The 19,684-nt window shown below is 67.0% G+C and carries 16 protein-coding genes; 9 read left to right on the top strand and 7 right to left on the bottom strand.

The window, feature by feature from the left end; all coding sequences use genetic code 11:
- Nucleotides 1-121: 121 nt before the first annotated feature.
- Nucleotides 122-655, top strand: a complete 534-nt coding sequence (locus tag ACTCB7_RS14190; RefSeq protein ID WP_463007180.1) for an Hsp20/alpha crystallin family protein — start codon at nucleotides 122-124, stop codon at nucleotides 653-655.
- A 47-nt stretch (nucleotides 656-702) separates the two neighbouring features.
- On the opposite strand, the gene ACTCB7_RS14185 is transcribed toward ACTCB7_RS14190, so the two are convergent.
- Nucleotides 703-1,734, bottom strand: coding sequence for a zinc-dependent alcohol dehydrogenase family protein (locus ACTCB7_RS14185; protein ID WP_463007179.1), 1,032 nt, complete (start codon nucleotides 1,732-1,734; stop codon nucleotides 703-705).
- A gap of 590 nt (nucleotides 1,735-2,324) precedes the next feature.
- Here ACTCB7_RS14185 and ACTCB7_RS14180 point away from each other — a divergent pair.
- The 5 genes from ACTCB7_RS14180 to ACTCB7_RS14160 all read left to right on the top strand — a co-directional run bounded on the left by ACTCB7_RS14180 (nucleotide 2,325) and on the right by ACTCB7_RS14160 (nucleotide 8,951).
- Nucleotides 2,325-2,744 (top strand): hypothetical protein, encoded by a 420-nt coding sequence (locus ACTCB7_RS14180; protein ID WP_463007178.1) that lies wholly within the window; start codon nucleotides 2,325-2,327, stop codon nucleotides 2,742-2,744.
- Nucleotides 2,722-3,915, top strand: coding sequence for a hypothetical protein (locus tag ACTCB7_RS14175; protein ID WP_463007177.1), 1,194 nt, complete (start codon nucleotides 2,722-2,724; stop codon nucleotides 3,913-3,915). Before ACTCB7_RS14180 ends, ACTCB7_RS14175 begins: the two co-directional genes overlap by 23 nt.
- A 40-nt stretch (nucleotides 3,916-3,955) precedes the next feature.
- Entirely contained in the window at nucleotides 3,956-6,844 is a 2,889-nt protein-coding gene (locus ACTCB7_RS14170; protein WP_463007176.1) for a bifunctional diguanylate cyclase/phosphodiesterase, read from the top strand.
- 46 nt (nucleotides 6,845-6,890) lie between these two features.
- Nucleotides 6,891-7,655 carry a PEP-CTERM/exosortase system-associated acyltransferase gene (locus ACTCB7_RS14165; RefSeq protein WP_463007175.1) on the top strand — a complete coding sequence of 255 codons (765 nt, stop codon included), beginning with the start codon at nucleotides 6,891-6,893 and terminating at the stop codon, nucleotides 7,653-7,655.
- A 90-nt stretch (nucleotides 7,656-7,745) separates the two neighbouring features.
- Nucleotides 7,746-8,951, top strand: coding sequence for an EAL domain-containing response regulator (locus ACTCB7_RS14160; protein ID WP_463007174.1), 1,206 nt, complete (start codon nucleotides 7,746-7,748; stop codon nucleotides 8,949-8,951).
- On the opposite strand, the gene ACTCB7_RS14155 is transcribed toward ACTCB7_RS14160, so the two are convergent.
- Complete coding sequence (locus tag ACTCB7_RS14155) at nucleotides 8,948-11,179, bottom strand: ATP-binding protein (protein WP_463007173.1); 2,232 nt, start codon at nucleotides 11,177-11,179, stop codon at nucleotides 8,948-8,950. The two genes, ACTCB7_RS14160 and ACTCB7_RS14155, sit on opposite strands and share 4 nt — an antisense overlap.
- Before the next feature lie 19 nt (nucleotides 11,180-11,198).
- Nucleotides 11,199-11,711 carry a putative pterin-binding protein gene (locus ACTCB7_RS14150; protein WP_463007172.1) on the bottom strand — a complete coding sequence of 171 codons (513 nt, stop codon included), beginning with the start codon at nucleotides 11,709-11,711 and terminating at the stop codon, nucleotides 11,199-11,201.
- Nucleotides 11,712-11,846: 135 nt separating this feature from the next.
- On the opposite strand from ACTCB7_RS14150, the gene ACTCB7_RS14145 reads away from it, so the two are divergent.
- On the top strand, nucleotides 11,847-12,533 hold the full coding sequence (locus ACTCB7_RS14145; protein ID WP_463007171.1) for a response regulator transcription factor: 687 nt from the start codon (nucleotides 11,847-11,849) through the stop codon (nucleotides 12,531-12,533).
- Between the two features lie 277 nt (nucleotides 12,534-12,810).
- Nucleotides 12,811-13,665, top strand: a complete 855-nt coding sequence (locus ACTCB7_RS14140) for a Crp/Fnr family transcriptional regulator (RefSeq protein WP_463007170.1) — start codon at nucleotides 12,811-12,813, stop codon at nucleotides 13,663-13,665.
- On the opposite strand, the gene ACTCB7_RS14135 is transcribed toward ACTCB7_RS14140, so the two are convergent.
- The 3 genes from ACTCB7_RS14135 to ACTCB7_RS14125 form a co-directional block, all read right to left on the bottom strand.
- Complete coding sequence (locus ACTCB7_RS14135; protein WP_463007169.1) at nucleotides 13,599-15,101, bottom strand: DNA recombination protein RmuC; 1,503 nt, start codon at nucleotides 15,099-15,101, stop codon at nucleotides 13,599-13,601. The genes ACTCB7_RS14140 and ACTCB7_RS14135 overlap by 67 nt on opposite strands.
- Before the next feature lie 191 nt (nucleotides 15,102-15,292).
- Complete coding sequence (locus ACTCB7_RS14130) at nucleotides 15,293-16,519, bottom strand: hypothetical protein (protein ID WP_463007168.1); 1,227 nt, start codon at nucleotides 16,517-16,519, stop codon at nucleotides 15,293-15,295.
- 183 nt (nucleotides 16,520-16,702) lie between these two features.
- Nucleotides 16,703-17,176, bottom strand: coding sequence for a GNAT family N-acetyltransferase (locus ACTCB7_RS14125; protein ID WP_463007167.1), 474 nt, complete (start codon nucleotides 17,174-17,176; stop codon nucleotides 16,703-16,705).
- Between the two features lie 114 nt (nucleotides 17,177-17,290).
- Between ACTCB7_RS14125 and ACTCB7_RS14120 the strand changes: the two genes are divergently transcribed.
- Nucleotides 17,291-18,847, top strand: a complete 1,557-nt coding sequence (locus tag ACTCB7_RS14120; protein WP_463007166.1) for a sensor domain-containing diguanylate cyclase — start codon at nucleotides 17,291-17,293, stop codon at nucleotides 18,845-18,847.
- Here the strand turns inward: ACTCB7_RS14120 and ACTCB7_RS14115 are convergent.
- Nucleotides 18,755-19,681, bottom strand: a complete 927-nt coding sequence (locus tag ACTCB7_RS14115; protein WP_463007165.1) for a DUF808 domain-containing protein — start codon at nucleotides 19,679-19,681, stop codon at nucleotides 18,755-18,757. The two genes, ACTCB7_RS14120 and ACTCB7_RS14115, sit on opposite strands and share 93 nt — an antisense overlap.
- Nucleotides 19,682-19,684: the final 3 nt, after the last annotated feature.

Genomic DNA, 19,684 nt, shown 5'->3' with positions numbered 1-19,684 from the left:
GTCTTGACGGCCATCAAGCCATCCCCTCGCCTGGCATGACTATCTTTTTATCCGCAAGCCGGCAAGGGCTTGCCCGCGTCTTTCACGTTTTCCGGATCGCCACCATGGCGGGAGGGTCATCATGGCCAAGCCAAGCAGTGACACGAGCAACGTCAGCGAGATGAAGGAAGCCGCACCCGCACGCGAGCCGTCGCCCACGGCCCGCCCGAGCGGCCAGGCACTCACCCCCTTCGAGGAGTTCGACCACATGCTGGAACGCTTCTTCGATCGTGGCTGGATGCGTCCGCTGTTCCGGGAGCGCCAGGCCTGGGATCGCTTCGACCTTGCCGCCCCGCGGGCACCGCGGGTCGATCTCATCGAACGCGACAACGAATTCGTGCTGCGTGCCGAGATCCCCGGCATCTCGCGCGACGAGCTGGACGTGTCGATCAGTGACAATCGGGTCACCATCAAGGGCGAGCACAAGAGCACCGAGGAGGAGGAAAGCGGCGAGTTCTATCGCAGCGAGATCGCCCAGTCGTCCTTCGCCCGCACGCTGACGCTGCCCGGTGACATCGATGCCGACAATGCCAGCGCCTCCTTCAAGGACGGCATGCTGGAGCTGGTCCTTCCCAAGCTGCGGGAAGCCCGTCGCCGGCGTCTCGACATCCAGTGATGCCCCGCCGCGCCGGACCCCGACGGCCCGGCGCGGCAGCGGCGCGATCATGAACCGATTCGCAGTACCTTGGCCCCGCGTACCGCGCGGGTCTTGAGTTCGAGGAGCGCCTGGTTGGCGTCCGCCAGGTCGAAGCAGCGCACCGTGGGCCGCAGGCCGATCTCCGCAGCCAGCGCCAGGCACTCGACGATATCCCGCCGCGTGACGTTGGCCACCGACTGCAGGGACTTTTCCCGCCAGAGGTGCGTCGGGTAATCCAGCCCCAGCAGGGCCTCGAGATCCCGCCGTTCCTTGCGAATCGCATTGACCACCAGCCGTCCGCCCGGCGCCAGATAGCCGAGCGCGGCGACGATCGGCTCCCAGGCCGGGGTGGTGTCGATGATCGCCGCCGGCGGGCGCGGCGGCCGCTCATGGGTATGGCCGGTCCAGTGCGCCCCCAGCTGTCGGGCGAACTCCCGCTCCGCGGCGTTGCGCGCGAAGACGTACAGCGGCGAGTCCGGATAGCGATGCCGGGCCATCTGCAGCACCAGGTGGGCACTGCCGCCGAAGCCGGTCAGCCCGAGCGGCTCGCCGTTGTCGAGTGCCGCCAGACGCAGGGCGCGGTAGCCGATCGCCCCCGCGCACAGCAGCGGCGCCGCCTCGGCGGCATCCAGCGCCTCCGGCATCGGACAGGCGAAGCGCGCATCCACCACCATCCGCTGGGCATAGCCGCCGTCGATATCGCACCCGGTGGCGGTGTACTCGGGGCACAGGTTCTCGCGCCCCGCCCGACACGCCGGGCAGTCGCCGCAGGCCGAGGCGATCCAGCCGACGCCGACGCGCTCATTGAGCCGCTGACGATCCACGCCCTCGCCGACGCCGATGATGCGCCCCACGACCTGATGGCCCGGAATGACGGGCAGGCGCGGCGGCGGCAGGCGCCCTTCGATCTCGTCGAGCTCGGTATGGCAGACACCACAGACCGCCACGGCGATGAGCACCTGACCTGGAGCGGGGCTCGGCTCCGGCACTTCGCGACAGGCGAGAAGCGCCGCCCGATGGGACACGTTACCCAGCTGTTGCAGTTGCATCGCACGCATGGCGGCCTCCGAGGATCGCTCCCGACTCGCTCGAGTCTAGCCGGGCCCGCTTCACCGCGCGTTGACCCCCGTCATGCCCGCTCCGCGAAGGTATCCCGAGGCAATCGCGCCCGGACTGTTAACTTATGTGATTTTTTCCATCTATATCACTTCATAATATTGCCGACTCCCGCTTATATTGTCATGCTCTTGCGCCAAGCATGATGCGATCTGGTACCGGAACCACGAGAAATCCAGCCCATCATGCGCGAAGTTTAATTAGCACAGTCACTGATAAAGCAACGTACTCTTGTCAGACTTTTTTCCGAGACTATCCAGCTGCCGGCCCTGCGTTGATGACGAATTCACCCGGCACGCTAGTATGAGAAAGTACCGGGAAAGAATGCCGGGAAAAGGAGTACCGGGAAGGCATACCGGGAACGAGTACCCCGCTTGACAATGACAAGGCAGCAGGGCGACGAGATCACGCCATGAGTTCGAGACGGGCAGGGAGAACACGCCGCGCCGTTTCCCGCATACGGAAACCGTCCCGTGGCCATGCGTCCCGCGTGGCATTCGGGAGCTACCGCCTGCCCGAAATAGGGAGGCTGGTGCAGCGCTGGCTGTGTCTGTGGCTGCTATGGCTGCCGATGGGCGCGGCCGGGGCCGACGAGGTCGTAGTGATCGCCAACCCGGACGTCGAGGTGACCACCCTCTCCCATGACATGGCCCGCGCCATCTTCGCCATGCGCCAGCGCACCTGGCCGGACGGACGAGGCGTCAGCGTCTTCGTGCTGCCGGGCAACCACCCCGTGCACAAGCGCTTTGCCAAGTCGCGGCTCAATGTCTATCCGCATCAACTGCAACTGGCCTGGGACCGAGCCGTCTTCTCGGGTACCGGGCAGGCGCCTTATCAGGCCGACGACCAGCAGGCCATGCTGCAGCAGGTGGCCAGCACCCCCGGCGCCATCGGCTATCTCGAACGTGATCACCTGGAGGACAGCGTGCATGTCATATCGCTGGCGAACTGAACGCCTCGTCGCGGGGCTGGCGCTGGTGCTGCTCGGCGCCCTGCCCACCGCGTCCCGCGCCGGCGACGCCATGGACACCTTCCAGGTGCACGGCTTTCTCAGCCAGGCCTGGCTGATCAGCGACGACAACGACCTTTTCGGCCCCAGCAGCCAGGGGGGCGGCAGCTTCGATTACACCGAACTCGGCCTCAACCTGTCCCTGCGCCCGTATCGCGACGTGCTGGTCTCGGCCCAGTGGCTCAGCCGTCGCACCGGTGATGGCGATGCCACGCCGGTGCTGGATCACGGCGTGGTCGACTATCAGGCCCTCTCCAGTCGCGACCGGCGGCTGGGCATCCAGCTGGGGCGCTTCAAGAACCCCTTCGGCTTCTACAACCAGACGCGGGACGTGGCCTTCACACGCCCCAGCATCCTGCTGCCACAGTCGATCTACTTCGAAAGGACCCGTTCGCTGGCGCTGGCCGCCGACGGTGTCTCGCTCTACGACGAGGAATACCTGGACGCCGGCACCCTGCGTTTCCAGGCCGGCGTCGGGCAGCCGCAGACCGGTGACGACCTTGACGCCACCCTGGGACTCGCCGCGTCGCCCGGCTCCTTCGACGGCCGGACCTCCTACATCGGCCAGGTACTGTTCGAGGACGACGGCGGCCACTGGATTACCGCCCTGAGCGCCGCCGATGTCCGCGCCGGCTACGAGCATGGCACGGCCACGCTCGACGACGGCCGCTTCCGCTTCCAGCCGTGGATCCTCTCGGTGCAGTACAACGAGGCGCTCTGGAGCCTGACCGCGGAGTACGCGCTGCGCCGCATTGCCCTCGATGGTTTCGCCAACCCGGCCTACAACACCAGCCAGGTGGGCGAAAGCTGGTATGTGCAGTACACCCGCCGCTTCGCCGACGACTGGCAGTGGCTGCTGCGCTACGACAGCCTGATCAGCGATCGCGACGACCGCGACGGCTCGGCCTTCGAGGCCGCCGGCGGCGGCCCGGCCTACGCCCGTTACGCCCGCGACGTCACCGGGGGCCTGCGCTGGCAGCCCTCGCCCCGATTCATGCTGGCCGCGGAGTGGCACAACATCGAAGGCACCGCCTGGCTGCCCGTCACCACCGCCTCGCCACCGCCGGCCAAGTACTGGAACCTGCTGCTCTTCCAGGCCTCCTTTCGCTTCTGAGCCGAGGCCCGCTTCGTGAACCCGATGGACGATGCTGCCCATGCGACACCGCACCGCTAGCGACGACCGCCCCCGCTTCAGCCTGACCTGGCGCGCCATCGTGCTGACCAGCCTGCTGCTGCTGGGTACCGCCTCGCTGTTCACGTTCATCGGCCACGAAAGCCTGACCGAGCAGTTTCGCCAGTCCCGCCAGACCATCTACCAGGCCCGCCAGCGCGAATACCGGCTGGCGGTAAACCGCTCGGCCGGCATGCTGGCCCAGCTGGCGAGCCTGGCCGCGGCCTCGGACAACCTGGGCGCCGCCGTGCGCTCCGGCAGTCCGACCCGGGTGTCGCTGGCCATCGACCCCTTCTGGCCCACGCTGCAGCTGGATGTCGGGGTCGACGCCCTGAGCATTCTTGATGACCGGGGCGTGCTGCTCGGCCAGCGCGGTCAGCCGCTTGCCGATGACGACCCGCCCCTGGCGGAATGGACCCGCACCGTCATGGCGGACGAGCAGCCGCTCACCCAGCTGCGCTGCGTACGCGACTGCCGTCAGTATGCGGTGGTTCCGGTACTGGCACGCGGGACCAGCGTGGGTGTGGTGGTACTGTCACGTTCACTGGCCGACCTGACCCGCGTCGCGCAGCGCATGAGCGACGGCGATGTCGCCCTGCTGGTCACCGGGCCGCCACGGGTGATCATCTCGCCCCAGGCACCGATTTATCCGCGTCAGGAGCGCTATCTTGCGGACTGGCAGGGCGCCCTGCTGACCCTGACGAATCAGCAACAGAGCATGCCGGTGCTGCGCGAGGCCGCCAACCAGGTACCGCTGTCGCGCCTGACCGATCGCCCCTGGACCTTCGAGCGCGGCGACCGAACCTACGAGCTCACCGCCTTCCCGCTGGACGACGCCACCCGTTTTCCCTCCAACGGCTATCTGGTGATGCTCGCCGACATCACCCCGCAAGTACACGCCATCCGCCGCGACACCCGCCATATTCTGGTCCTGGCGCTGGTCGGCTGGCTGGCGGCCGAGGCACTGCTGCTGCTGATCCTGTGGCGGCCCATGGCGCGCCTGCGCCTGCTGTCCACGCTACTGCCGCGGCTGGCACGGCGCGACTTTACCCAGGTCCGCCAGGCCCTGCCGCCCGGCACCCGCCTGTATACCGACGAGATCGATACGCTCGAACGCACCACCCTGCAACTGGCCGAGCAGCTGGAAACCCTCGAGCACACCGTCTCCAGCCGTGACCGGGAGCTGACCCAGCGCCTGACCGAGCTGGGCCAGGAGCGCGACTTCGTCGCCGGGCTGCTGGACACGGCGCACGTGCTGATCCTCACCCAGGACGCCCGTGGCTACATCACCCTGGTCAACCACTTCGCCGAAACCCTCTCGGGACGCCCGCGGGAAGACTTGCTGGGCCAGACGTTCGCTGCCTGCTTCCGGGTGGATCAGGCACCGGGAACGCCGGCGCGCCCCGGCCAGGAAGAGGGCACGCTGATTACTCCCGACAACGAGCGGCGGACCATCGCCTGGTTCCATGCCCCGCTGCCCGGCGAGGGGCATGCTGCCGGCACCCTGATCTCGGTGGGGCTGGACATCACCGACCGCAAACAGGCCGAGGACCGCCTCTCCTGGCTGGCCCATCGCGACCCGCTGACCAACCTCTACAACCGCCGCTACTTCCAGGAGGTCCTCGAAAAGTCGCTGACGCCCGAGGCCCGGGGTGCCGTTCTGTTCCTCGATCTCGATCAGTTCAAGGAGGTCAACGAGCTCAGCGGCCACAACGCCGGCGACCAGCTGCTGAAGCTGGTCGCCGAGGCGCTGTCCCAAGAGCTCGGCCAGGAGGCGGTCATCGCCCGACTGGGCGGCGACGAGTTCTCGATCCTGCTTCAGGATGCCCGGGAGGCCCAGGCCGACCAGGTGGCCCGGCGCATCGTCCAGGTACTCGAGATGATCGATTTCTCGGTCGCCGGGCGCCGCCATCGGGCCATGGGCAGCATCGGCATTGCGCTCTACCCCGAACACGGACTGACCCCCACCGACCTGATGGCGAGTGCCGACCTGGCCATGTACAAGGCCAAGGAAAACGGCAGCCAGCGCTGGCACCAGTTGTCGATGGTGCACCGCTCGCGGGAGGAGCTGCAGCAGCGCGTCTACTGGGTGGAGCGCATCCGCCAGGCCTTGCGCGACGACGACTTCGAACTGGTGCTGCAACCCATTCTGCACCTCGCCGACAACCGTGTCCGTCACTACGAGGCGCTGCTGCGCATGCACGGCGACAACGGCAATCCGGTGATGCCCGGTCTGTTCATCCCCATCGCCGAACGCAGCGGGCAGATCGTCGAACTCGACCGCTGGGTACTGCGTCACAGCCTGTCGCTGCTGGCGCGCCTGCAGCAGCGCGGCATCAGTCTGGCGGTCAACCTGTCCGGCCAGTCGCTCCACGATCCGGGGCTGACCGGTTTCCTCGCCGACGCCCTGGCGGCCTCCGGCGCCGACCCGCGGTGGCTGATTCTCGAGGTCACCGAAACCGCCGCGGTCACCGACTTCGCCACCGCCCGCGGCGTCCTGCAGGGCATCCGCGAGCTGGGCTGCCGGACGGCACTCGACGACTTCGGGGTCGGCTTCAGCAGCTTCCACTACCTGGGTCAACTGCCCGCCGACTACATCAAGATCGACGGCTCGTTCATCCAGAAGCTGATCGACAGCCCCGAGGACCGCCTGATCGTCAAGGCCATCGCCGACATCGCCAACGGCTTCGGCAAGCGCACTATCGCCGAGTTCGTCGATCGCGAAAGCATGCTGCCGCTGCTCGCCGCCTACGGCATCACCTATGCCCAGGGCTTCTACATCGGCCGCCCCATGGCGGTGGCGGACGTCATCGATGTCGACCGCTCCCCGGCGACCGAGTACGTGCAGGGCGGTTCGGAAGACTCACCATAATCACAACCAATCGGGGCCCAGCGCCCCTTTCAGAAAGGGACTTGTCGTGAATGCACTGGATCGTTTCGAGGCGACGTTTGATTTCCATCTAGCCACTACCCCCGTGCTGCGGGAACGGGCCTATGCCCTGCGTCACGCCGTCTTTCGCCGGGAACTCGATTACCGGATGCACGAGGACCCCGACGCGCACCTGGAGTACGACGAGCACGACACGGCGTCCCTGATCGTGCTGCTCGAGCACCGCGCCAGCGGGATTCCGGCAGGCTGCGTGCGCCTGGTACCGGCCCTGACGGACGGCCCCGACGCGCTGCGCCGGCTGCCCCTGGAGGCGCACTGCCGGGACAGCCTGACCCATCCCACCCTGCATCCGGAGCGTCTGCCGCGCGATCGTCTCTGCGAGATTTCCCGGCTGGCCATCTCCCCGGCCTTTCGCCACCGGGCGGACACCCGCGGCCGTCCCGACGCCCCCTCGCTGTTCCCGCCCGAGGAGCGCGCCGGCTTTGCGCTGATCGGCGTCGGCCTGTTTCTGGCGGCGACGGCACTGGTCGGTCTGGCCGGCCGGCATCATGTCTTCGCCATGATGCAGCACCGCCTGCCGCGGCGCCTGGCGATCCACGGCCTGCGCTTCACCTGCGTCGGCGAGCCCGTGACCTTCCACGGCCTGCGTCGCGCCTACTACATCGATCAGCGCCGTGCGGTCGCCGAGCTGCCCGGCGATTTGCGGGCGCTTTACTCACGCATCGAGACAACACTGACGCGCCAGTCCCGGACGGCGACGCCTCACCGGGTCAGCCTGTCGTCGCAAATGTGAACTTCTGTGACATGTGTCGCCTGAGCCGAACGATCGAGCGCCGTCATGCCGTATGCTGAGAGGCTGACTCGACCCATGAGATCGCATGCCATGTCCTCGACGCCCACTCTCGACGATTCGCCCCGAGCCGCCTCCACGGCCCGGCGGCTCCGTGCACTGATCGTCGATGACGATATCGAGATCCAGCTGCTGCTGCGCGCCCTGCTGGAGCGTCACGGCTATCGGGTCGAGGTGGCCGGCGGGCTGGAGGAGCTGGCCTGGCACAGCGAGCGGCTGGACGCCGAACTGATCTTTCTGGACATGGACCTGGGCGATTTCACCGGCCAGGATGTCATGCACTTCCTGCAGGAAAAGCGGGTCCGCGCCGATGTGGTGCTGATCAGCAGCGCCTCGGTGGCAACCCTCGAGCGCGCCGTCGCCCAGGGACGCGGCACCGGCCTGGCGATGCTGGGCTTTTTGCAGAAGCCAATTCAGCCCGGCGTCCTGCAGCACCTGCTGGAAAACCGCCGTCCGGCGCCGCCACCGATCGCACCGTCGCAGCTGACCGCGGCGATGGCCGGCGACGAGCTGTTTCTGGCCTTCCAGCCCAAGCTCGAACTCGCTACCGGCCAGCTGACCGGGGTGGAGGCACTGGTCCGCTGGCAATCCGCGCAGCGTGGGCTGGTCTTTCCCGACAGCTTCATCCCGCTGGCCGAGCGCAGCCAGCAGATCATCACGCTGACCTGGCACATCATGGAGCTGGCGTTTGCCCAGAAGGCGCGCTGGGAGGCAGCCGGCCACGTTTTTGACCTGGCCATCAACCTGCCCCAGCAGTTGCTGCGCGCACCCGACTGTCTGAGTACCATCGAGGCCATGGCGGCGCGCCACGGCGTCGATCTCGGCGGCATCGTGCTGGAAATCACCGAAAGCGGTGCCGTGGAGTGCCTGTCATACTCGCGGCACGTCCTCAACAGCCTGCGCGACAGGGGTTGCACGCTGTCGATGGACGACTTCGGTACCGGCTACTCGTCGCTGGCCCAGCTCTACCGCCTGCCCTTCGACCAGATCAAGATCGACCGCAGCTTCGTCGGTTGCTGCGACATCGACCCCGAAGCGCTGGCCATCACGCAGACCATCGTCGACCTCGGGGAACGCCTGAATCTCTGCGTCGTCGCCGAGGGCATCGAGACCGCCGAGCAGCAGGCTTTGCTGGCCGACATGCATTGCCGGCTCGGCCAAGGGTACCTGTTCGGCCGGCCGATGGCCGCCGGCCCCTTCAGCGCCTGGCTGGCCCAGCACCACCTCGAGCGCTTCTAGTCATTTCCCGCCACCAGCGCCATCTCCGGCACCAGTCCTCTCTCTACCAGCCTATCCTGTGTGGCCGCCTGGAGCGTCTCGAGCTCGGCGATCATCGCCTCCAGCTGTTCGGTGGATGCCTCGCCGGCCTCCGTCTCGAGCCGGGCCGCGGCACGCGCGAGCCCTGCGCAGCCCATGGACGATGACGCCCCCTTCAGGGAGTGGGCCTCGGCGGCGATGGCGGCGCGGTCCTCGGCGTCACGGGCGGCACGCAGCCGCGCCAGCCGACCCTCCAGGCGCGTCAGGTAGGTACTCAGCAGGCTCTCGAGCACCTCGGGCGCCAGCGCCTCGTGAAGCTCCTGCATGGTCGCCGCGTCGAGCAGGGCGCCCTGTGTCTGCGGCGCCGATTCCCGGGTGCCGGCATCGGCTCCCTCGTCGCTCGCCGCGGGCGTCCCGGAAGGCGCCCGCCCCAGCCAGCGCGCCAGCAGCTCGCGCAGGTCGGCCCGCGTGAACGGTTTGAAGATCATGTCGTCCATCCCCGCTTTCTGACAGCGTTCCCGATCGGCCGGCATGACATTGGCGGTCATGGCGACAATCGGCAGGCGATGCCCGATTTCCCGGGCTCGCCAGCGCCGTGTGGTTTCCAGACCATCCAGGATGGGCATCTGCATGTCCATCAGCACCAAGTCGTAGGACGTGGCGGCCAGTGTCTCCAGGGCCGCCTCGCCGTTATCCACGATATCGGCCGTCTGCCCCAGAAACTCCAGCATGGCCTGCGTCAACGCCTGGTTGACGGGGTTGTCCTCGACGATCAGCAGCCGGTGCCGGGCCAGCGCCGCGTCCTGTACCGGCAGCTCGCTGCTGTCGGCCGGATCTTCGGCTTCCGGCAGCGGGATCCGGAACCAGAACAGGCTGCCCAGCCCGGGGTGGCTCTCGACGCCGATCTCGCCGCCCATCGCCGATACCAGACGCTGGCAGATGACCAGCCCCAGCCCGCAGCCTTCGTGCCGGCGCGCAATCGAGCTGTCGACCTGCGAGAATGGCGCGAACAGCCGCGACAGCATGGCAGGCTCGATACCGCAGCCGGTATCGCGTACCGCGAAGCGAATGCCCTGATCCCCGTCGCACGTGACGCGGAAGCACACAAACCCCGCATCGGTGAACTTGAAGGCGTTGTTGAGCAGGTTCATCACCACCTGGCGCAGCCGGTTGACATCGCCACGGACCCGATCGGGCAACCCGGCGTCCATCTCGCACTCGAAGCGCAGCCCCGTGCTCCCGGCGTGGCGGGCCTGATAGCTGGCGCAGACCTGCTCGAGAAACCGGCTCAGCGAGAAGGGCCGGTCATCGAGATCCAGCGAGCCGGCCTCGATCTTGGTGTAATCGAGAACGTCGTTGATCACCACCTGAAGCCCCATGGCGCTGTCCCGCAGAGTCTTGAGCAGCTCGGTGCCCCGCCGGCTGCGAACCTCCACGTCGAGGAGATCGGCGACCCCCACCACCCCGTTGAGAGGCGTGCGAATCTCGTGGCTCATGACCGCCATGAACTCCGACTTGGCGCGGCTGGCCGCCTCGGCCCGTGCCAATGCCTCGTCGAGCTCCCGGGTGCGCGCCTCGAGCTGCTCGGTCTTGAGCGCCCGGCCGCGTATCTGGCGCACCAGTACCCGGACCAGCAGCCCGCCGGCGCCCACCATCAACAGCACCATCAGCAGCACGACGCCATACAGCCGCAGCAGTTCCTGGCGCGATGCGGTCCGGGTCGCCGCCACGTGGGCGTTGGTATTGACCAACGTGGTCTCGGTGGCGTCCTGCAGACGCTGCATCTTCACCGCCAGCTGCTGACGAAAGGCCGGTGTCAGGCGCTGCTCGCCCGAGGCCAGCGCCTGAAAGTCCGCATCCATCGCCTGAATGGCCGCCAGCGCCTCGGCCAGGGGCTGCTTGACCGAGGGTATGCCGGCCATGCCCCGGGCGATCTCGCCACGACCAAACAGCTGGCCGCGGCTGTAGAGAATCTCGTAGCGGGTCAGCAGTTCGTCGAGGTCGTCGGCTTGCGTGTGCCCGAGTATCAGGCGCAGCTCGCGGACTTCACGATCGAACTGATAGGTGGCCCAGACCAGGTCCTCGAGCAGGCGGTTCTCGAGCGCCTGCTGGCGCTGATAGACCACGCCGCCGGTCACCATGGCCGACAGGAAGAACAGCAGTACCAGCAGGCTAATGATCCGGAATCGCGGCAGCAGCAGAGCACGCACGAGCGATGGACTCGGCGCGTCAGCGTACGTCGATTCGCGAGAGCTGCCACACCGAGCGGGTCATCACCGTCTCGTTGAGCAGGTCCGGCTCGTCGTCGAAGGGATAGATCACGAACAGCGGCCCCTGGTCGCGGATGCGCAGCCGCTTGCCGTCGGCCGACATGGCGAGAATCACGTCATGCTGGCGGAAGTCCGAAACCGGAATGGACGAGGCATAGTCATTCAACGCCGTGACCCGCAGCTCGCTGCCACGGGCTCCGACGGCATCGAGCAGATCCCGCCCCAGCGGTCCGCTGAACACGACCCTGCCATCGTGCCAGGGGGTGTGGGTGGCGGTCTCATGCTGGGGCAGCGCCAGCAGCATGGCGCGATCGAAGCGCGCCTCGCCCGGCGCATTGGTATTCGCGATATCGCCCGTGACGGTGAGAATCACCGGCCCTCCGGGCGTTTCCAGAGCCAGCGCCTGCCCGCCGAACAGAACACACAGAGCGATACCCGCCAAGGCCAGTGATTTGCCGAAAATGGTTGGCATAACATCCCCTCCCGATGGATGGGATCAGTATACGGCGTGTACGATCGGCAACTGTGAACCTTTGTGACAACATCAACGGTCGGCTGTGGTACAACCGAAGACAAATTAGCCAAAGCCGAAAGGGTGGCCACTCTCATGCATATCGGCGTTCTCGACGACGACCTCGACCAGTGCGACTTCCTGCAGCACTGCCTGATGCAGGACGAGACCCGGGTCAGCACCTATCAGCGCGCCAGCGAGCTCAACCGGGCGCTGCTCGAGCAGCCCTTCGACCTGCTGATCATCGACTGGCACCTGCCGGATGCCTCGGGGATGGATCTCGTCGACCAGCTACGCCGTCACCACGGCTGGGAGGGCCCGATCCTGTTCATCACCGCCAGTGATGCCGAAGAGCATGTGGTACGCGCTCTGGAAAAGGGCGCGGACGACTTCCTCGCCAAACCCCTGCGCCCCTCGGAACTGCGCGCCCGGGTAGGTGCGCTGGCGCGCCGCGCCGGGCTTCACGCCCCAGCCAGCCCCAACCGCATCGGCGCCTACCGGCTCGACCACGACAATCACCGCATCCATCTCGACGGCCGGGAAATCCGCCTCACCGAGCGCGAATTCCGTCTGGCCAGCCTGCTCTTCAGCCGCATCGGCCAGCTATTCTCCCGCGCCAATATACTCGAACTGGTGTGGGGTATTCGCGCCGACGTCTCGACCCGCACGGTCGACACCCACATCAGCCGCCTGCGCCACAAGCTGGAACTCGACGGCAGCCACGGCCTGCGCCTGAAGAGTGTCTATCAACACGGCTACCGGCTGGAACGCCGGGCCGAATGAGGGGGGCGGCCGGGGGCCTGAGGATCACATCCTGCCCGTTTCCATCTTGGCAGGATGCCTCTCCGGGGGAGCATGACACTGACGCAACTCCCACCTGTCCACACTCGGGTTGGACTTCTCCCACACCTTAACTATCCTTAATCACCGGCCCTCATGAACAACCCATGTTATGCATGGCGCCGACGAGAGCCGGCAGCGCTCATTGCAGACTGTCCTCACGAACAGGCCGCACGACTCTCCTGCTATACCATTTCCCGACCCCCAAGTTGGTTCCTCGATGCCTCATGGCCATAGCCCTACCCTGACCAACCTGAGTCACTATTTCAGGCTGGACGACGCGGATGCTCAACTGCTGAACACTCTGGAGGGGCCTGCCACCCGTGTCGTCAACAAGTACTCACTGTGGCCGGCGAATGGCCGGGTGGAGCGACTTTTCGCCATCCGCAGCGGCTGGGCCTGCACGTTCCGCGACGATGCCGAGGGCAACCGGCAGGTTATCGACGTGCTGCTGCCGGGAGACATCATCGGCCTGCGCGACCTGACCTTCGCGACCCATGCCTCGGAGGCACGCATGATCACCGAGGGTGTGGTCTGCTCGTTTCCCCACGTCAATATCGTGGATGTCTTCGAACGCTCGACGCCCTTGGCCATGGCACTGGTGGCCGCCTTCGCGCGCCAGGAAGCCGCCATTACCGAACGCCTGCTGATGATCTCGCGGCGCAGCGCCCGGGCACGCATCGCCCACTTCGTCATCGAGACGCAGCTGCGGCTCAACCGCATTCAGGCGACGGATCTGCGCGATTTCTTCATGCCGCTGTCGCAGAAACTGCTTGGCGAGATTCTCGGCCTGACCTCGGTCCACGTCTGCCGCTCGCTCAACGACATGGAGCGCGACGGCGTGCTCAGCAAGCAGCGCCGCCGCATCCAGGTCCACGACTGCGACAAGCTGTACGAGGAAGCCGGCCTCGACGCCCGTTACCTGAGCGACGATATCGGTGGGCTGCACGCTCGCCTGCAGGAAAGCCGGCCCCGGACGCATCATGGCCCGGACATCGACGGCAACGCTCAGGCATTCGAGCGGCTCGTGTCCCGGTCAGAGAGCCCGGCCGACGACGGCTCACCACTGCCGTGATCGAGCTCCAGCCGGGCCCGCTCGACCAGCTCGCGAGGCAACTCCTTCTTGACCGCCACACCCAGCTCACGAAATTCATCGGCCTGCTTGATCAGATTGCCCTTGCCGGCGAGTAGCTGATTCATCGCCCTGTCGTAGCTGGTACGAGCCCCGTCGAGCCGCTTGCCGACGTCCTCCATGCTGGCGAGGAAGGCGGCGAGCTTGGCATGGAACTTCTCAGCACGGTCGGCCAGCTCGGCGCTGTGGCGACTCTGATTCTCGAAGCGCCACAGCTGACGCACGATATTGAGGCTGGTCAGCAGCGTGGTGGGCGTGGCGACCAGCACGTGATGCTCGATGGCGTGCTGATACAGCGTGGCGTCATGCTTGATCGCCTCGACGAAAGCCGACTCCACGGGCACGAACATGACCACCACCTCCGGCGAGTTGAGCCCTGGCAGGTCGTAGTAGTGGCGATCGGCAAGTTCGTCGATGCGATCCCGGACCGCCTGGCAGTGTTCGGCGAGCGCCCGGCGCCGTTCGCTTTCGTCATCGGCATTGACGTAACGGGTGTAGGCGGCCAGCGACGTCTTGGCATCGATGACCAGATGGCGCTGCTGCGGCAGGTAAACGAGGGCGTCCGGACGCCGCCGTCCCTCCTCGGTGGTGAAGCTGACCTCGCGCTCGTAATCCGTGCCCCGACGCAACCCGGCGCCGTCGAGCACGTTCTCGAGCATCAGCTCGCCCCAGTTGCCCTGGGTCTTCTTCTGGCCCTGCAGGGCCTGGGTCAGCCGCTCGGCCTGATCGGTGATCGCCCGGTTGAGGCTCTGCAGGTTCTGCAACTCGGTGCGCAGCTGAACGCGCTGCTCGCTCTCCTGGCGCTGGATCGACTCGACCGTCTCGCGAAAGCCCTTCATCTCGCTGTGGATGGGCTGCAGCAAGCCACCGATGCGCTCTTGCGACAATGCCGAGAATGCCCGCCCCTTGCGTTCGAGAATCTCGTTGGCCAGGTTCTCGAACTCCTGCTTGAGCGCATCGCGGCTCTCCCGCAAGGTGGCGAACTGCTCGTGGAAATGAGACTCCTTCTGCGCCAGGGTCGCCGTCAGCTCCCCGTGGGTCGTCTTCAGCTCGGCCAGCTCCGCTCCCAGCGACTCGCGACGTTCGCGCTCGACCTCCCACCAGTGGCGATACTCGATCTGCTGCTGGCGGGCCGCCTCCCGCTCCGCCTCGAGGCGCGCCGCCGTACTCTCCGCCTGGCTCAGCCGGGCGTCCCGCTCCTGAAGTGCCACCTGCCACTGTCCGAGTTGCTCGCGCAGCGCTTCGACCTGCGCTTCGCGCTCCGCACAGGCATGCCGCCAGTCATCGACGCGGCGCGCGCCGCGCCAGCCCGCCAGGGCCATGCCGAGCAGCAGCGCCACCAGCGCCGTTACGCTCAGGGGAATCGGGTCCAGGGTCATCGCCGGTCTCGCTCATCGTTTCAGGACCCCGGCATGGTAGCGTCAACGCCCCTCGGGCCGGTAGCGCCCCGGCGCGCCGACGCCGCTCACTCCAGGTTCCGCACCATCAGCGTCACGGTTTCGCCACGATAGTTCACGGTCTCGAATACCCGCCAGCCCAGCCGCTCGTACAGCGCCTGTCGGCCGGGCGGCTAGAGTGAGCCTTCGGCGGCAAGGATATCCGTCAACCCCGTGGTGCCGACCAGCTTGATCGAGAAGTCACCATCGCTGATCATCCCGGCCTGCCTGCCTTCCGTATCCCCGAGAATACGCGTGCTGTCGTCGGTCTCGAAGGCCACGTAGGCGCCCCCATTCTCGCCCGAGACCTCGATTGCCTGGTGCTCGGCATTCATCAACGCGTCTCGATCCCAGTTTTGCGTATCGGGCTCGATCACCTTCACATCGCCGAACTCGCCGCTGATCACGTCCAGGGTATCCTCACTGACATCGAACCCGGTGATCTCATCGGCGGAATGGTAGTTGGACTTCCCGGCCATGTTCAGCGTATCGGCGCCCTCGCCCAGCATGACGTGCTCCCAGACGAAGGTCTGTCCCGAAAAGGTCAGGCCGCCCGTCAACGACGACGCGTCGATATTCTCGAAGCCCCGCCCGGTATCTTCATAACTGACGGCGCCATTGCCCGAGAGCGTCAGGGTGCCCAATTCGTACGGGATAGGGCCACCAATCTCCTCGCTGGTCGGCTCGACGACCAGCTCGAGGGTTTCGTCCGGATCGACATGCCCGCCCGGGCCGGAGAAGTCCGTGACGATATCGACCTCCTGCCCCGCCTCGCGGAGAATCAGGGGCTCACCCTCGCCGTCGAGGCTTCCGTTCAAGGCGGTGACGGTCTGCTCGTCGCCCAGATTGAGCAGGGTTGCCCCGTCCTCGAGGGTGATGTCGCCGACCTCGCTGAAGTCACTGGCATCGGCCGTCACATGACTGGTGAAGCGCAGGGTATCGATACCCTCGAGCCGGCCCTCGAAGACCGCGGCGTCCAGCGTTCCCGATTCGTCGATGACCAGCGTGTCCGACTGTCCGTTGCCGTTACCGTCACCCGTCGACGGGGGGCCCGCCGGCTTCGGGCCGGCATGAGCATCGGCCGGCCGGCTTTCCAGCATCTCGTTGACGGCAGACCGGACAGACTCGTTGCCATGGCTATGAGCCGCCACGGACGCCACGGTCCGCCCCGGTGAATCGAGATCGTCCGGCCCGTGAGGCACGCCTCGCCCGACCGCGTCCCGGGCGGTGACCGCCCCGTCCTCATTTCGGACATTCCGGGTGATACCGGCGGTCGGGTCGATCGGGAAGCTGTCGTCCCGGCCCGACAGGCCGGGGTAAAGCGCGGTAAACACCGGATTGCCCATCGTCTGGATTCCCACGAGTCTCTCCTTGGCTGTTGGGATATGGCAGGGCCGGGCTACAGGTCCTTTCCTGCGCTCAAGGCCACCCGACCTCCGGCAACACTATCATCCTGATGCAGGCCGGATATACGGATACGCCGCACCACTCGAGACACCGCCCCCCGGGCATGACACTCCTCGAGTCGCGTCACCGGGTCCCCTTCATGCCCAGCCACGCCTCATCAGCGTCACCGTCTCGCCGCGATAGTTCACGGTCTCGAATGCCCGCCAGCCCAGCCGCTCGTACAGCGCCTGCCGGTCGGGCGTGTAGAGATACAGTGTCGCGACGCCCGCCTCCCGCGCTTCGCGCTCGACACGTTCCACCAGGGCCGAAGCGATGCCGTGCCGGCGCCACTCGGGATGGACGAACACCGAGGCGAGCCAGGGCGTCAGCTCGGGCCGGGTGGGCATGTCGTCGACGATCAGGCTCGCCGTGCCCACCGGCATTGCGCCGGCCAGGGCCACGAACACCGACGGCACCCCGGCCTCGCCGCATTCGCTGCGGGTCTCGAGCCGCCGTTCGGCAAGGCTGCGCGTCGGGTCTAGGTGACCCCAGATTTCGTGGGTCCAGCGCGCCACGGTAGCGACATGGGGCGAGTCAGGCTGCAGGCGCTGCAGGGTCCAGGCGATGTTCATGGCTCCTCGCGGATCGATAACGGCGGGCGCTGCCATTGGCAAGCGTAGATCGGCATCTTAGACTTTCACGAATAACGACCAACAACAATCAGCCTGCGCAGCGGAACCCACCCGATGATCAATACCACCGAACTGCTTGCGGCGCTGACGCAAGGGGCACGGGCCCTGTCGGAAACGGCCCGGTTCACCGAAGGCGTTCAGCAGTTGCTGGCCCGTATCGGCGAAACCACGGGCGCCAGCCGCGTCTGGGTCTTTCAGCTGATAGACCTGCAGGACGACGCCATCATTCAGGACTATGTGTTCGAGTGGGCGGCCGAGCCGCGCTTTCGCCAGCTCACCCAGCGCCGCTTCCGCTTCTTTGCCACCCTGTTCGATGATCCGCAGTTCCTGGCACTGGTCGACCAGCGTCGTCGCGGCCAACGCCAGGGCACCGTCACCGCCGAGTTGCCGCCGGGGTCGCTGCGCGACAACCTCGAGAGCCAGTCGATCCTGTCGATGGCCACGGTGCCCATTTTGGTCAACGGCCAATGGTGGGGCACGCTGGGGATCGACGACTGCGAGCGCGCCGTCGACTGGGAAGGCCCGGGGCTGGACGCGCTCGGTCTGGCAGCCGAGCTGATCGCCTCCGGCATCTACCGTCAGCAGCTCTCCAGCCGCTCGTCCCAGCTGGAGCTGTTTCACAAGGTCACGGACTGCGGCGTGTGGGAACTGAATCTTGCCACCGGCGAACCCTGGTGTTCTCAGGGGCTGCGCCGCCGGCTCGGCTATCCCGAGACCTACCCTCATGTGCCACTGCGGCGGCTGCTGGAATGCGTCCTGCACGAGGACCGGACCGCCCTGTTCCATCAGCTGCGCCAGGCCCTGCGCGAGCGCGCCAGCCACTGCCGTCAGGATGCGCGGGTGCGCATTGCCGGTGGCGAATACGGCTGGAGCGAGATCGTCGCCGACATCACCTACGACGAGCAGGCCCGCCCGCTGAGCATCGCCGGGCTGCTGATCGACATCAGCCGGCGCAAGCAGCAGGAAGAGCAGGCACTGATCGCCTCTCACCACGATGCACTCACCGGCCTGCTCAACCGGCGCGGCCTCGACCAGCGCTTTGCCGAGCTGGCCTCTCGCGAGTCCGATGACGACCGTGCCCCCCACCTGCTGCTGCTCGACATCGACCATTTCAAGCCGGTCAACGACCACCACGGGCATCCGGCGGGCGATCAACTGCTGCAGCGGCTGACCCGGCGCCTGCGCCAGCAGCTGCGTCAGGAAGACGCCCTCGCGCGTATCGGCGGCGAGGAGTTCGCCATACTCACCACGGCGATGACCACCGCCCAGGCCCACGATCTCGCCGAACGCATCCGTCGCGCCATTGCCGGGCACCCCTTCACGCTGAGCGTACCGGACACGACGACGCCACTGTCGCTGTCGATCACCTTGAGCATCGGGCTGGTCATGCTGCCGGCGGTGACCGATCCGCACGGTTGCCAGGCCGACGCCGTCGCGCGGGCCGACCGGGCGCTCTATGCCGCCAAGCACCGCGGCCGCAACCGGGTGGTGGTGGCCGACACCTGCCTCGCCGAACGCTCAGACGCCTCGGCGTCGCAGGCGCTGCACGAGCGTCACCCCGGCCAGCACCAGCGCGCCGGCCGCCAGTCCGATCGCCAGGTTGAGCAGTGACGGGCCGAGGCCATGAATCACGGCGTCGAGCCCGGGCACGCCGAGCTCGGCCTCGGCCGCCCCCTCGACGAGGTGATGCAGCAGCGGCACGCCGTGGCTGAGGATACCGCCGCCGACCAGGAACATCGCCAGGGTGCCGACCACCGACAGCCCCTTCATCAGCCAGGGCGCTCCAGCCAGCAGACCGCGCCCCAGCGATGCCGCCGCGCCGGTGCGGCGGCTGAGATACAGCCCCAGGTCATCGATCTTGACGATACCGGCGACCAGCCCGTAGACCCCCAGCGTCATCAGTACGCCGATACCCGTGAGCACCGCGATCTGCTGGGTCAGCGTCGCCCCGGCCACGGTACCCAGGGTGATCACGATGATCTCCGCGGAGAGGATGAAGTCGGTGCGTATCGCGCCCTTGATGCGCTCGCGCTCGAAGGCGCGCATGTCCACCGTGGCATCGGCCATCGCCGCGAGCCGCCGGCGATGTTCCTCGGCGTCGTCGGCGCGATGCAGGAACTTGTGGGCGAGCTTCTCGGCGCCCTCGAAGCACAGGTAGGCGCCGCCGAGCATCAGCAGCAGCGTCACCGCCCAGGGCACGAAGGCGCTGATCAAAAGCGCCGCGGGAATCAGGATCAGCTTGTTGCGCAGCGACCCCACGGCCACCGCCCAGACCACCGGCAGTTCGCGGTCGGCGTTGACGCCGGTGACCTGCTGGGCGTTGAGGGCGAGATCGTCGCCGAGCACGCCGGCGGTCTTCTTGGCCGCCACCTTGGTCATCAGCGACACGTCGTCGAGCAGGGTGGCAATGTCATCGATCAGGGTAAGCAGACTGCTGCCGGCCACGGT

The sequence above is a fragment of the Modicisalibacter sp. genome (genome assembly GCF_055145905.1).
This window is presented reverse-complemented; position numbering and strand designations above follow the sequence as displayed.